The organism is Mycobacterium sp. G7A2 (genome assembly GCF_041902445.1).
In the GTDB taxonomy this organism is placed as follows: Bacteria; Actinomycetota; Actinomycetes; order Mycobacteriales; family Mycobacteriaceae; genus Mycobacterium.
In genome coordinates this window covers 4,207,517-4,220,130 of the sequence record NZ_CP169251.1, presented here as the reverse complement: position 1 = coordinate 4,220,130, position 12,614 = coordinate 4,207,517, and the positions used below count along the sequence as shown (strand labels likewise).

13 protein-coding genes are annotated in these 12,614 nt (G+C 67.7%); 9 read left to right on the top strand and 4 right to left on the bottom strand.

All coding sequences use genetic code 11. The features are described from left to right. Positions 1-58 precede the first annotated feature (58 nt). Positions 59-1,060, top strand: a complete 1,002-nt coding sequence (locus ACEWX3_RS20035; protein ID WP_374157459.1) for an MDR family oxidoreductase — start codon at positions 59-61, stop codon at positions 1,058-1,060. Positions 1,061-1,068: 8 nt separating this feature from the next. On the opposite strand, the gene ACEWX3_RS20030 is transcribed toward ACEWX3_RS20035, so the two are convergent. The 3 genes from ACEWX3_RS20030 to hisN all read right to left on the bottom strand — a co-directional run bounded on the left by ACEWX3_RS20030 (position 1,069) and on the right by hisN (position 4,898). Further along, positions 1,069-2,280 (bottom strand): acyl-CoA dehydrogenase family protein, encoded by a 1,212-nt coding sequence (locus ACEWX3_RS20030; RefSeq protein WP_374157458.1) that lies wholly within the window; start codon positions 2,278-2,280, stop codon positions 1,069-1,071. 124 nt (positions 2,281-2,404) lie between these two features. Further along, positions 2,405-3,802 (bottom strand): acyl-CoA dehydrogenase family protein, encoded by a 1,398-nt coding sequence (locus ACEWX3_RS20025; protein WP_374157457.1) that lies wholly within the window; start codon positions 3,800-3,802, stop codon positions 2,405-2,407. A gap of 280 nt (positions 3,803-4,082) precedes the next feature. Further along, positions 4,083-4,898: a histidinol-phosphatase gene (gene hisN / locus ACEWX3_RS20020; protein WP_374157456.1), complete on the bottom strand. Its 816-nt coding sequence runs from the start codon at positions 4,896-4,898 to the stop codon at positions 4,083-4,085. Between the two features lie 24 nt (positions 4,899-4,922). Here hisN and ACEWX3_RS20015 point away from each other — a divergent pair, with 24 nt between their 5' ends. Further along, positions 4,923-5,285 (top strand): hypothetical protein, encoded by a 363-nt coding sequence (locus ACEWX3_RS20015; RefSeq protein ID WP_207066293.1) that lies wholly within the window; start codon positions 4,923-4,925, stop codon positions 5,283-5,285. Between the two features lie 17 nt (positions 5,286-5,302). Here the strand turns inward: ACEWX3_RS20015 and ACEWX3_RS20010 are convergent, their stop codons facing one another. Beyond that, entirely contained in the window at positions 5,303-6,694 is a 1,392-nt protein-coding gene (locus tag ACEWX3_RS20010; protein ID WP_374157455.1) for an FAD-dependent oxidoreductase, read from the bottom strand. A 184-nt stretch (positions 6,695-6,878) separates the two neighbouring features. On the opposite strand from ACEWX3_RS20010, the gene prfB reads away from it, so the two are divergent. Genes prfB through ACEWX3_RS19975 form a run of 7 tightly spaced genes read left to right on the top strand, consistent with a single transcriptional unit; the run spans position 6,879 to position 12,555 of the window. Next, positions 6,879-7,985 (top strand): peptide chain release factor 2, encoded by a 1,107-nt coding sequence (gene prfB, locus ACEWX3_RS20005; RefSeq protein WP_152516366.1) that lies wholly within the window; start codon positions 6,879-6,881, stop codon positions 7,983-7,985. Further along, positions 7,975-8,949 carry a mechanosensitive ion channel family protein gene (locus tag ACEWX3_RS20000; protein WP_374157454.1) on the top strand — a complete coding sequence of 325 codons (975 nt, stop codon included), beginning with the start codon at positions 7,975-7,977 and terminating at the stop codon, positions 8,947-8,949. The genes prfB and ACEWX3_RS20000 overlap by 11 nt, the downstream gene beginning before the upstream one ends. Further along, the gene (locus ACEWX3_RS19995) at positions 8,946-9,452 is read left to right on the top strand and encodes a hypothetical protein (RefSeq protein WP_374157453.1); all 507 of its coding nucleotides are present in this window, start codon (positions 8,946-8,948) and stop codon (positions 9,450-9,452) included. The genes ACEWX3_RS20000 and ACEWX3_RS19995 overlap by 4 nt, the downstream gene beginning before the upstream one ends. Before the next feature lie 44 nt (positions 9,453-9,496). After that, entirely contained in the window at positions 9,497-10,186 is a 690-nt protein-coding gene (gene ftsE / locus ACEWX3_RS19990; protein ID WP_207066301.1) for a cell division ATP-binding protein FtsE, read from the top strand. After that, positions 10,187-11,083 (top strand): permease-like cell division protein FtsX, encoded by an 897-nt coding sequence (gene ftsX / locus ACEWX3_RS19985; protein ID WP_374157452.1) that lies wholly within the window; start codon positions 10,187-10,189, stop codon positions 11,081-11,083. It abuts the gene before it with no gap. Positions 11,084-11,086: 3 nt separating this feature from the next. Then, the gene (gene smpB / locus ACEWX3_RS19980; RefSeq protein WP_152516370.1) at positions 11,087-11,581 is read left to right on the top strand and encodes an SsrA-binding protein SmpB; all 495 of its coding nucleotides are present in this window, start codon (positions 11,087-11,089) and stop codon (positions 11,579-11,581) included. 29 nt (positions 11,582-11,610) lie between these two features. Then, on the top strand, positions 11,611-12,555 hold the full coding sequence (locus ACEWX3_RS19975) for an EamA family transporter (protein ID WP_374157451.1): 945 nt from the start codon (positions 11,611-11,613) through the stop codon (positions 12,553-12,555). Positions 12,556-12,614 lie beyond the last annotated feature (59 nt).

Here is a 12,614-nt window from a genome sequence, read left to right as displayed (position 1 = left end):
CAGAAGCCCTCGGCCCCACGGCCGGGGGCTTCTTTCGTGCGAGGCTACTGTGGCGGTCATGGCGGAATTCAACGCGATGGTGGCCCATGAGGATGCCGAGGGCGGCATCGTGCTGCGCGCGGAGGTGCTCGACGAATCCTTCCTGCCCGACGGTGACGTCGAGATCGCCGTGGAGTACTCGTCGGTCAACTACAAGGACGCCCTGGCGGTCACGCCCAAGGGCGGCGTGGCACGGTCTTATCCGCTGATCCCCGGCATCGACCTGGCGGGAACGGTGAGCGCGAGTTCCTCGCCGGACTTCGCGGTGGGAGACCGGATCGTCGCTCACGGCTACGACATCGGCACCGCCCGGCACGGCGGCTACGCCGAGAAGGCCCGGCTGCCCGGCGATCACGTGGTGCGCCTCGATGCGCTGAGCACCGGGGAGGCCGCGGCCATCGGTACCGCCGGATTCACTGCTGCGATGAGCGTCAACGCGCTGCGCACCGGGGGTGTCTCACCTGCCGACGGTCCGGTGCTGGTCACCGGCGCCACCGGCGGGGTGGGCAGCGTCAGCGTGGACCTGTTGGCCGGACTCGGCTACGAGGTGGTGGCCTCGACCGGCAAGACCGATTCCCATGACTGGCTGATGGACCTGGGCGCCACTGAGGTGATCGGGAGACTGCCCGGGGAGGGGGAGAAGGTCCGCCCGCTGGGCAAGTCCCGATGGGCCGGGGTGGTGGACAGCGTCGGCGGTGACACCCTGGCTTACGCGCTGAGCACGCTCAATTACGGCGGCGTGGCGGCGATCTCGGGTCTGGCGCGCTCGGCCGACCTGCCGACGACGGTCATGCCGTTCATCCTGCGCGGAGTGACGCTCGCCGGCATCGACTCGGTGCAGTTGCCGATCGCCGCGCGCAGGCAGGTGTGGGGCCAGCTCGAGGGTGAGCTCAAGCCCCGCCATCTCGACCGGCTCACCACGGACATCTCGATCCGTGATCTTCCCGATGTGCTCTCGACCTTCATCGGGGGCAGCGTCACCGGCCGCACCCGCGTCATCGTCAAGGGCGAGTTGGGCTAGCGCGCAGACTACTTCAGCTGCGCCGAGGTCAGGTTGAGCAGCCGGCGGGCGACCACCAGCTGCTGAATCTGCTGGGTGCCTTCGAAGATGTCGAGGATCTTCGAATCGCGGGCCCACTTCTCGAGTAGCGCCTGCTCGGAATACCCTGTGGTGCCGGCCATCTCGACTGCCTTCAGGGTGATGTCACTGCCCACGCGCGCGGCCTTGGCCTTGCCCATGGAAGCTTCCTTCGAGTTCGGGATCTTGTTGTCGGCCTGCCACGCCGAACGCACCGTCAACAGGTAGCCGGCCTCCCAGTCGGCCTCCATCCGCAGGAATTCCGCCGCCGGCGCGCTCTGGGCGTGGGCCGGCTTGTCGTAGGAGATTTCGATGCCGGCGTCGGTGAGGATCTTGCGGAGCTCCTCCAGCGCGGCACGCGCCACGCCGACGGCCATCGCGGCGACGATCGGGCGGGTGTTGTCGAAGGTCTCCATGACGCCGGCGAAGCCCTTCTCGACATTGATGTCGGGGCTGCCCAGCAGGTTGTCCTTTGGTACGCGCACATTGTCGAATCGGATGGCCGCGGTGTCGGAAGCCTTGATGCCGAGCTTGTTCTCGAGTCGCTCGACGGTGACGCCGGGGTAGTCGCGCGGCACGATGAACGATTTGATCGCGGCCCGGCCCTTGGTCTTGTCCAGCGTCGCCCACACCACGATGTGGCTGGCCCGAGAACCTGCGGTGACGTAGATCTTCTCGCCGTTGATGACGTAGTCGTCGCCGTCGAGAACAGCGGTGGTGCTCACCGCGGCCGAGTCCGAGCCGAAACCCGGCTCGGTGATCGCCATCGCCGCCCACACGTCCTTGCCGAGCTTCTCCAGCTGTTCGGGGGTCGCCACCGACGAGATCGCCGCGTTGCCAAGCCCCTGGCGGGGCACCGACAGCAGCAACGCCACGTCGCCCCAACTCACTTCGAGCGCATTGAGCAACGCCGACATGTTGGCGCCGTTGATGTTGCCCTTCGGCCCGTCTGCGCCACGGAATGCATCGGTGCCGGCGAACGAGATGGTCTTGGCCTCGGAGATGCCTTCGAACAGGTCGGCCAGCGTGTCGAGTTCGACGGGGTAGGCATGCTCTTTGAGGTCGTACTTGCGCGAGATCGGCCGCAGCATCTCCGCCGCGCCCTGGTGGCCCTTTTCGATGACCGCCTGCAGCTTTTTCGGCATCTCGAGATTGATTGCCATATCAGGTCTCCTTACGGACTGCCGGGGTTGAAGAACGCTGTTGTTGATGGATGCCGTTGTTGATGGATGCCATTGTCGGAGAACGTCGTAGAACGCCGAAGAACGCCGGCGCCAAACACCGGTGTCACAGAACGAGGACGCCTTCGGCGACGCCGATGGCCCGCAGGTCGCGGTACCAGCGCTCGACCGGATGTTCCTTGGTGTAGCCGTGGCCACCGAGCAGCTGCACCCCGTCGAGGCCGATCTGCATGCCCTTGTCGCTGCCGAGCTTCTTGGCCAGCGCAGCCTCGCGGGCGAACGACATGCCCTGTTCGGCGCGGGCGGCGCCGCGCCAGGTGATGAGCCGCAGCCCGTCGAGTTCGATCGCGATGTTGGCGCACATGAACGCGACCGACTGGCGGTGCGCGATCGGCTCGCCGAAGGCTTCCCGCTCCTTGACGTAGGGGACGACGTAGTCGAGCACGGCGTGCGAGGTGCCGACGGCCAGCGCCGCCCAGCCCAGCCGGGACAGCGCGATCGCCTCCGAATAGATCCGCGCGGAGTCGTCGGCACCGGCGTCGTCCTCGCCGAGGCGCGCGCTCAGCGGAACCATGACCTTCTCGAGCTTGACGCGACCGAGCGCGGCCGCCCGGATACCCATGCTCGGATCGGCCTGCACGGTGAGCCCGTCGGTGTCGGCCTCGACGATGAACAGCGTCGGCTTACCGTTGAGCTGTGCGGCGACGATGAAGATCTCGGCGTCGGCGGCCGCGGGGACCAGCGACTTCTCCCCGTCGAGGCGGTAACCGCTGGGGGTGCGCACCGCCGTGGTCTTCAGCGCGGTCGGGTCGAACAGGGGATGCGGCTCGGCGATCGCGACACACGCCTGCGGCACGTTCTCGCCGGCGAACTCCCGCAGATAGGTGGCCTGCTGGTCGGCGCTGCCCCAATGCGTCAGCGCGGACGCGACGCCGCCGGGCGCCAGGATCGGCAGTGCCAGACCCATGTCGCCGTAAGCGAGGGCTTCGGCGACCAGCGCGTTGGTGACCGTGCTGCGGTGTTCGGCGATTCCCTCGAAGTCCTCAGGGACGTTGATGGCCGTGATGCCGAGCTCGGCGGCTTTCGCGATGAGGTCGGGCGGGTAGACGGCCGCCTCGTCGGCGTCGTGAGCGGCGGGCCGCAGGATCTCCTCGGCGAACTCGTTGACCGTCTCGACGATCATCTTCTGGTCGTCGTCGGGTGTCAGGTCGAAATAGTCCGAACCGCTCGCGGGCCGCGGTGCGCCGAGCCGGGTCGGCGGCTTTGCCAGACCCTGAACGCGTTTGAACTGCCGCGTCGATGCGCCGGCCGCGGAGAACACGGTTCGCACTCCGTACCGGAGGCCGCGGTTGAGTGGATCGCGCAGGTTGTACTTGTCCAGGAACTCCTGCCCCAGCAGCGGAGTGATCAGGGCCAACCCGATGTCGGTGGCGGAGCGCTTGTGCTTCTGCAGGCCCACGGCGCTCTCGGCGCCGGTCCGCTTGGACGGGAGGGTGTTCGTCATGGTCAGCTGCCCTCGTGTGGTGGTCCGCGCTGCGCGGTCTGCGCAACTGACTCCAGAGTAAGGTACGCGATCTGACCGTCCAGTAAGTTGCGTGCAGGTGTAACGCACTTCACAGTGAATCTCGCTCTTGGGCTGCCCGTGTGCGAAGGGGGTCCCGGAACGGCCGGCGCACGACCACGACCGGGAACCGCCCGTCGCCGCCACCGACCCGCGATTACCGTGCCGGCGCTGCCACCGACCCCGCGATCACCGGGCCCGCGCTGCCGCCGGTCCGTCGCCGTCAGCGCGTCAACGCCGCCAGCACCGCCTCGTGCAAGGCGCCGTTGGTGGCCACCGCGCTTCCGCCGTGCGGGCCAGGCCGTCCCGCCAGATCCGTGAACGCGCCCCCGGCCTCGCGGACCAGGATGTCGAGCGGCGCGAGATCCCACAGCTTGACCTCCGGCTCCACCGCGACGTCCACCGCGCCCTCGGCGACCAGGCAGTACGACCAGAAATCCCCGTAGCCGCGGACGCGCCACACTGCGTCGGTGAGCTCGACGAACCGTGAGCGGGCGTCCTCCCACCCGGTGGTCAGGTCCGAGTAGGACAGGCTCGCCGCGTCGAGAGAGGTGACCTCCGACACCGACAGCCGCCGCGTCGAGTCGCCGAACGAGGCGAACGCGCCCCGACCTTCGGCGGCCCACCAGCGCCGCCCCAGGGCCGGGGCGCTGATGACACCGACCGCCGGCACGCCGTCGACGAGCAGCGCGATCAGCGTCGCCCACACCGGCACCCCGCGGACGAAATTCTTCGTGCCATCGATCGGGTCGACGACCCACTGTCTGCCGCGGAACTCGCGGGTGCCGCCGAACTCCTCACCGAACACCGAGTCGTCCGGCCGGAGCTCGGCGAGCCGTGCGCGGAGCAGCTTCTCGGCGTCCAGGTCGGCGTCGGTCGCCGGCGTCATGTCCGGTTTGGTCTGCACGCGCAGGTCCACCGCGCCGAATCGCTGCATCGTCAACGCGTCGGCCTCGGCGGCCAGCTCGAGAGCGAGCGTCAGGTCATCAGACGCGGAGCTCTCGGGGGTCGGGGAGGTCTCGGGGGTCGGGGAGGTCATAGCAGTGGTCCTACCATGTCGGGTGTGGCGGAAATCGCGGTCATGCTGCTCATCATCGGTGCCATCGCGCTCCTGGCTGCCCCCTGGATCATGCGGCGGCGTGGCGCGGGCAGCGACTGGGTCCCCGGCACGCTGCTGGTGACCGGCGTCAGCCCGCGCCCTGACGGTGTCACCGGCGAGCAGTACGTCACCATCACCGGAGTCATCAACGGTCCGACGGTCGACGAGTACGTCGTCTACGCGCGACTGGCCGTCGACGTGAACGAGTGGCCGACGATGGGCGCATTGATGGACGTCATGTACTCGCCGAAGAATCCGGAGAAGTGGGGCTTCGGCCGGCCGCCAGAGCCGCTGCCGCCGAACGAGCCGCGCGGGCCCGAAAGCTGATCGCCGCGGCGGCGTCGTCAGCCATGCCCGATCCGTAACAGCTCCGCCAGACTCGTCAACTTGACCCGCGGGCGGCCCGTGGGTTCACCGGCGGAGCGTTCGTGGGCATCGATGAGCTGCCAGTGGTCGTCGGTGACCAGCTTGGGCTGGCGCTGCAGCAGCCACCGCTCCAGCTGCTCGGCGTGATCGTCGGGACGTTCGACCGGCTGGCCGTCCTGCAGATCGGCGACCAGCGTGTCGACGGTGTCCTGGGAGTCCTTCTTGTTGCTCCCGATCACGCCGGACGGTCCGCGCTTGATCCATCCCACGACGTACTCGTTGCGGCTGCCCTGTACCCGCCCGTCCTCGTGCGGGATCGTGCCGGAGCGCTCGTCGAACGGCAGCCCCGGCGTGGGTAGGCCCCGGTATCCGACCGCGCGCACGACCAGCTGTGCGGGCACCTCCTCGCGCTCACCGGTGTCTTTCGCGGTCACCCGGCCGTCGGCGCCGCTGATCAGCTCGTTGCGGCCCAACACGATCGAAGCCACCCGCGGTTCGGTTCCGTCGCCGGCCTTGATCTCGATCGGCGAGGTGCGGAAACGGAAGACGATGCGGCGCTTGGCTCCCCGCGGACCCCGCTCGGCGTAACCCCGCAGCACCTTGACGTTGTTGCGGACCGTCTTGCCGGCGGCCTCGAGATCCTCCTCGGTGATGTCGGCCAGGTCCGCCGGGTCGACCACGACGTCGACGTCGCCCAGCGCGTCCATCTGATCGAGTTCGCGCAGTTCCATCGTCGTGAAGGGAGCCTGCAGCGGACCGCGTCGGCCGACCACGAGGACTTCTTCGACGCCCCGGTCGTGCAGCGAATCGAGCGCGTGGTCGGCGATGTCGGTGGCCGCCAGCATGTCGGGGTCACTGACCAGGATGCGGGCCACGTCGAGGGCCACGTTGCCGTTGCCGACCACCACCGCGCGTCCGCTGGACAGATCCGGGGTGATCTCACCGAAGTGCGGATGGGCGTTGTACCACCCGACGAAGTCGACGGCGGCCACGCTTCCCGGCAGATCTTCACCGGGGATGCCGAGCAGCCGGTCGGACTGGGCGCCGACGGCATAGATGACGGCGTCGTACCGTTCGGCGAGTTCGCTCGGCTGGACGTGCTCGCCCACCTTGACGTTGCCGAAGAACCGGAAGCGCGGGTCGGCGCTCGTCTTGTCGAACTGCGCGCTGATCGACTTGATCTTCGGATGGTCGGGGGCCACCCCGGATCGAACCAGCCCCCACGGCGTGGGCAGCATCTCCAGCATGTCGACGCGCACATCGCGTTCCGACTCGGGCGCCGAGCCGAACCTCAGCAGGGACGCCGCGGCGAAATAACCCGAGGGTCCGGAGCCGACGATCGCCACATGGTAGGGGCGCAGTGAGGGCATTGGGGCTGCCTTCCGTCGCTGCCCGGCCGCGGCGCAAGGGGCTGTCGCGACGCTGCCGGACGGGGTTCAGCTCCGATGCTAGATCGCACCCCACGCTGTTGACGGCGGTCACGAAGAATCCGGCGCGTCTCCGGGCGGGCAGCGGGGGCGGCGCGGGCTGCATGAGTGAGTACGCTGAATTCCCGTGGATCCAGACCGCCAAGCCGACATCGCTGCCCTCGACTCCACGCTCACCACCGTGGAGCGTGTGCTCGACGTCGAGGGTCTCCGCGGTCGCATCGAGAAACTCGAACACGAAGCGTCCGACCCCAGCCTGTGGGACGACCAGGCCCGGGGGCAGAGCGTCACCAGCGAGCTGTCCCACGCCCAGAACGAGCTCCGCCGCGTCGAGGACCTGCGTCGACGTCTCGAGGACCTTCCGGTGCTGTATGAGCTCGCGGCCGAGGAGGGCGGCGCGGACGAACTCGCCGAGGCCGACTCCGAGCGGGCCCAGCTTCGCGAGGACATCGCCGCGATGGAGGTGCGCACACTGCTGTCCGGTGAATACGACGAGCGCGAGGCGCTGGTCAGCATCCGCTCCGGCGCGGGCGGTGTCGACGCCGCCGACTGGGCCGAGATGCTGATGCGGATGTACATCCGGTGGGCCGAGCAGCACGACTATCCCGTCGAGGTGTTCGACACCTCGTACGCCGAGGAAGCCGGCATCAAATCCGCCACCTTCGCGGTGCACGCACCGTTCGCCTACGGCACGCTCTCGGTGGAGCAGGGCACCCATCGCCTGGTGCGGATCAGCCCGTTCGACAACCAGGGCCGCCGCCAGACCTCGTTCGCCGAGGTCGAGGTGCTTCCCGTCACCGAAACCACCGACCACATCGACATTCCCGAAGGCGATGTCCGCGTCGACGTCTACCGCTCCAGTGGTCCCGGCGGTCAGTCGGTGAACACCACCGACTCGGCGGTCCGTTTGACCCACATCCCGACGGGCATAGTCGTGACATGCCAGAACGAGAAATCGCAGCTGCAGAACAAGATCTCGGCGATGCGCGTTCTGCAGGCCAAGCTGCTGGAACGCAAGCGGCAGGAAGAACGCGCCGAGATGGACGCCCTCAAGAGCGACGGCGGCAGCTCATGGGGCAACCAGATGCGCTCCTACGTCCTGCACCCCTACCAGATGGTGAAGGATCTGCGCACCGAGTACGAGGTCGGCAACCCCACTGCGGTGCTCGACGGGGACATCGACGGTTTCCTGGAGGCCGGTATCCGATGGCGCAACCGCCGCGATGACGACTGACACGGTGGTCGCGCTCGGGTTCGCCGAGGCCTGGCGCGGCTTCTGGACCGGCGACACCGGCCTGTGGATCCTCGGCCGCGGAGTACCGATCGCGCTGCTCCTGATCGGAGGGCTGCTGGCCGCCCGGTTCATCAACTGGACCGCCCAGCGGGTCACCCGGCGCATCGACGCGCAGTATCAGGAAAGCGATCAGCTGGTCCGCACCGAGAGCGCCAAGCACCGTCAGGCCGTGGCGTCGGTGATCTCGTGGGTCTCGGTGGCGTTGCTGTTCGTCATGGTCGGCGTCCAGATCACCGACATCCTGGCCATTCCCATCAGCTCGCTGGTCGCGCCGGCCGCGGTGATCGGTGCCGCACTCGGCTTCGGCGCCCAGAAGCTGGTGCAGGATCTGCTCGCCGGGTTCTTCATCATCACCGAGCGCCAGTACGGCTTCGGTGACCTGGTCCAGGTGAACATGCTCGGCGCACCCAACGAGGCCGAGGGCACCGTCGAGGAGGTCACGCTGCGTGTGACCAAGCTGCGCACCAGCGAAGGCGAGGTGTGGACCGTTCCCAACGGCAACATCGTGCGGTCGCTGAACATGTCAAAGGACTGGGCGCGTGCCGTCGTCGACATCCCGGTGCCGACCACCGCCGACCTCAATCACGTCAACGAGGTGTTGCACGGGGTGGGGGAGCGCGCGATGGAGGACGACGAGCTGCGGGCCCTGCTGCTGGACACGCCTCAGCTGATGGGTGTGGAGAGCATCGAGCTCGACACCGTGAACCTGCGCATGGTCGCGCGCACACTGCCGGGCAAGCAGTTCGAGGTGGGTCGCCGGCTGCGAATCCTGATCATCGCGGCCCTGGCCACCGCGGGCATCGCGACCAAGGACCACACTCCGACGGTGAGCAACATCAGTCCCACCGGTGAGGAAACCGCCGTCGACGGCGGTGCAACCGAGCGCGCGGAGCAGAGATCGTGAAACCGCCCGCTTTCCTGACCAAACTGGTGAAACGGTCTGACCGTCATTCGCACGCCCACCTCATCGGCGGCCGGGTCCGGATCTCGACCGTCGGGCTGATCATCGCGTTCGTCGCGTTGTTCTGGGTCTACGACAACTACTCGGCCCCGTTGCAGACGCCGGCCGAGCCCACCAACCAGGTGGTGCCGCCCGGGTTCGTGCCCGACCCCGAATACACCTGGGTGCCGCGCACCAACGTCGCGCCCCGAACCACCGAACCCACCACGACGACCACCACGACCACGACGACCACCACGACCACGACGACGCCGTCGGAAGAGACCACCGGCCCGGGCGACACGACATCGCCGACATCGCCCACGGCGCCAGAGGGCCCCAATCCGGCCGGGCCGACGACCACGGTCATCGATCCCGACGGAACCGGACCGTCGGATGCCCAGACGTTCACGCAGGTGCCGCCGGAGACGCCGACGCCGGCTCCCGCGACGCAGCCGACACCGTAGCTCCAGGTTGTTCCGATGCCACCCCGCTACACTGGCGTGCCGTGATGATCACCCTCGACCGTGTGTCAAAGCAGTACAAGTCGTCCGCCCGCCCAGCGCTCGACAACGTCTCGGTCAAGATCGACAAGGGTGAGTTCGTGTTCCTCATCGGGCCATCCGGGTCGGGCAAATCGACGTTCATGCGTCTGCTGCTGGCCGAGGACCAGCCCTCGTCGGGCGACATCCAGGTGTCGAAGTTCCACGTGAACAAGCTGTCCGGGCGCCACATCCCCGGCTTGCGGCAGGTGATCGGGGTCGTGTTCCAGGACTTCCGGTTGCTGCAGCAGAAGACCGTGTTCGAAAACGTCGCGTTCGCCCTCGAGGTGATCGGTAAGCGCTCCGACACGATCAACCGGGTGGTGCCCGACGTGCTGGAGATGGTCGGCCTGTCCGGCAAGGCAAACCGGATGCCGGCAGAGCTGTCCGGGGGTGAGCAGCAGCGCGTCGCGATCGCGCGGGCGTTCGTCAACCGGCCGCTGGTGCTGCTGGCCGACGAACCGACCGGCAACCTCGACCCGGAAACCAGCAAGGACATCATGGATCTGCTGGAGCGGATCAACCGCACAGGAACCACGGTGGTGATGGCCACCCATGACCATCACATCGTCGACTCGATGCGCCAGCGCGTCGTCGAACTCGAACTCGGCCGGCTGATTCGCGACGAGCAGCGCGGCGTCTACGGAATGGATCGTTAAGTGCGCTTCGGCTTTCTCATCAACGAGGTCGTCACCGGCCTTCGTCGCAACGTGACGATGACGGTCGCGATGATCCTCACCACCGCGATCTCCATAGGCCTGTTCGGCGGCGGTCTGCTGGTGGTGCGGCTGGCCGACCAGTCACGCGAGATCTATCTGGACCGGGTGGAGAGCCAGGTCTTCCTCACCAACGATGTGTCGGCCAACGACCCGTCCTGCGACGCCGACCCGTGCAAGGCGTTGCGCTCGCAGATCGAGGCGCGTGACGACGTGCGGTCGGTCCGGTTCCTCAACCAGGAGCAGGCCTACGAGGACGCCATCGCGAAGTTCCCGCAGTACAAGGACGTCGCCGGCAAGGACGCCTTTCCCGCGTCGTTCGTCGTCAAGCTCGAGAACCCCGAGCAGCACCAGCAATTCGACGAGGCGATGGTCGGCCAGCCCGGGGTGCTCAACGTACTGAACCAGAAGGAACTGATCGACCGACTTTTCGCGGTACTCGACGGCATCAGCAGCGCGGCGTTCGCGGTGGCACTGGTCCAGGCCATCGGTGCGGTGTTGTTGATCGCCAACATGGTCCAGGTCGCCGCGTACACCCGAAGAACCGAGATCGGCATCATGCGACTGGTCGGTGCGACGCGCTGGTACACCCAGCTGCCGTTCCTGCTGGAGGCCATGCTGGCCGCGTTCATCGGCGTGGTCATCGCGATCGTCGGATTGATCGCGGTGCGGGCTCTGTTCCTCGAGAACGCGCTCGACCAGTTCTATCAGGCAAACCTGATCGCCAAGATCGACTACGCCGACGTGCTCTACTACAGCGCGCCGTGGATGTTGTTCCTGGGGCTGGCGATGTCGGGCATCACCGCCTACGTCACGCTACGGCTGTACGTGCGAAGGTAGCCGATGGCGAAAAAAGCCAAGTCCGTCAAGGACAGCAACAACCAGGTGGTGGCGACCAACCGCAGGGCGCGGCACAACTACGCGATCCTGGAGACGTTCGAAGCCGGGGTGGCGTTGATGGGCACCGAGGTCAAGAGCCTGCGCGAGGGGCAGGCGTCGCTGGCTGATGCGTTCGCCACCGTCGACGACGGTGAGATCTGGCTGCGCAACCTGCACATCCCCGAATATCACCACGGCACGTGGACCAACCATGCGCCGCGGCGCAATCGCAAACTGCTGCTGCACCGGCGGCAGATCGACACCCTCGTCGGCAGGATCCGCGACGGGAACCTGACGCTGGTGCCGTTGTCGCTGTACTTCACCGGCGGCAAGGTCAAGGTCGAGTTGGCGCTGGCACGGGGCAAGCAAGCACACGACAAACGTCAGGACATCGCGCGCCGCGACGCAGAGCGCGAGATCACCCGTGAGATGGGGCGCCGCGCCAAGGGCATGACCTGATCGGCGTCGTCGCCGCGCTCGTCGCCGCCATGGGCTACGGCGTCAGCGACTTCGTCGGCGGCATCGCATCACGCCGGGTCGCCGCGCTGCGGGTCGTGATCGTCTCCTACCCGGTGGCGCTGGTGGTTCTGGTCGCCGCAGCCGCGCCACTCGGCGGCACCATGAGCACCGCCGCGGTGGTGTGGGGTCTGCTGTCGGGTGTCGGGCAGGCATTCGGGGTGTGGTGGTTCTACGCCGCACTCGGTTCGGGCCCGATCTCGGTGGTGTCTCCGTTGACGGCGATCCTGGTGGCCGGACTGCCCGTCGGGGTGGGGCTGACGTTGGGGGAGCGGCCCAGCGCGCTGGCCGGGGTCGGCGTGGTGCTGGCGCTGATCGCGGTGGTGTTGGTGAGCCGGGAGGCCTCCGATGAGCCGCTTGCGCGAAGAGAATTCGGACCCGATGAGCCGCTTGCGCGAAGAGAATTCGGGCCCGATGAGCCGCTTGCGCGAAGAGAATTCGGGCCCGATGAGCCGCTTGCGCGAAGAGAGTTCGGCCCCGATGAGGATGCTCGCCCCCACCGCTTCACCATGAAGGTGGCGTGGCTGACCGTCGGCGCCGGGGTGGCCTTCGGCATGAACTTCGTGATCCTGGACCAGATCCCCGTCGAGGCGAATTTGTGGCCGTTGGTGCTGGGCCGGGTCGCAGCGACGGTGGTCGTGCTGGTTGCTGCCCTGGCCACCGCCAATCTCGCGCGGATCCGGGGAGTGCCGCTGCGGTTGGCGCTGCTGGCGGGCGTACTCGATGCGGTCGCGACGGTGACGTCGTTGCTGGCCCTGCAGGCGTCCCTGCTGTCCCTGGCGGGGGTGTTGATCGCGCTCTATCCCGCGGCGACCGTCCTGTTGGCGATCGTGGTGCTCCGCGAGCGGGTCACGTCGTGGCAGGCCACCGGCATGGTGCTCGCTCTGTTGGCTGTCGCGCTGATCACTGCCGGTTAGTTACCGTCTCTGATGCGGGGCATCACCGAGGGGAGTCGGTGGCTGCAACGGAGGAGGTG

Coding starts and splice junctions, on each gene's coding strand:
- ACEWX3_RS20000 (WP_374157454.1), top strand. CDS start 7,975: ATGACGACTGACACGGTGGTCGCGCTCGGGTTCGCCGAGGCCTGGCGC.
- ACEWX3_RS20035 (WP_374157459.1), top strand. CDS start 59: ATGGCGGAATTCAACGCGATGGTGGCCCATGAGGATGCCGAGGGCGGC.
- ftsE (WP_207066301.1), top strand. CDS start 9,497: ATGATCACCCTCGACCGTGTGTCAAAGCAGTACAAGTCGTCCGCCCGC.
- ACEWX3_RS20010 (WP_374157455.1), bottom strand. CDS start 6,694: ATGCCCTCACTGCGCCCCTACCATGTGGCGATCGTCGGCTCCGGACCC.
- ACEWX3_RS20025 (WP_374157457.1), bottom strand. CDS start 3,802: ATGACGAACACCCTCCCGTCCAAGCGGACCGGCGCCGAGAGCGCCGTG.
- ACEWX3_RS20030 (WP_374157458.1), bottom strand. CDS start 2,280: ATGGCAATCAATCTCGAGATGCCGAAAAAGCTGCAGGCGGTCATCGAA.
- smpB (WP_152516370.1), top strand. CDS start 11,087: ATGGCGAAAAAAGCCAAGTCCGTCAAGGACAGCAACAACCAGGTGGTG.
- ACEWX3_RS19975 (WP_374157451.1), top strand. CDS start 11,611: ATGGGCTACGGCGTCAGCGACTTCGTCGGCGGCATCGCATCACGCCGG.
- hisN (WP_374157456.1), bottom strand. CDS start 4,898: ATGACCTCCCCGACCCCCGAGACCTCCCCGACCCCCGAGAGCTCCGCG.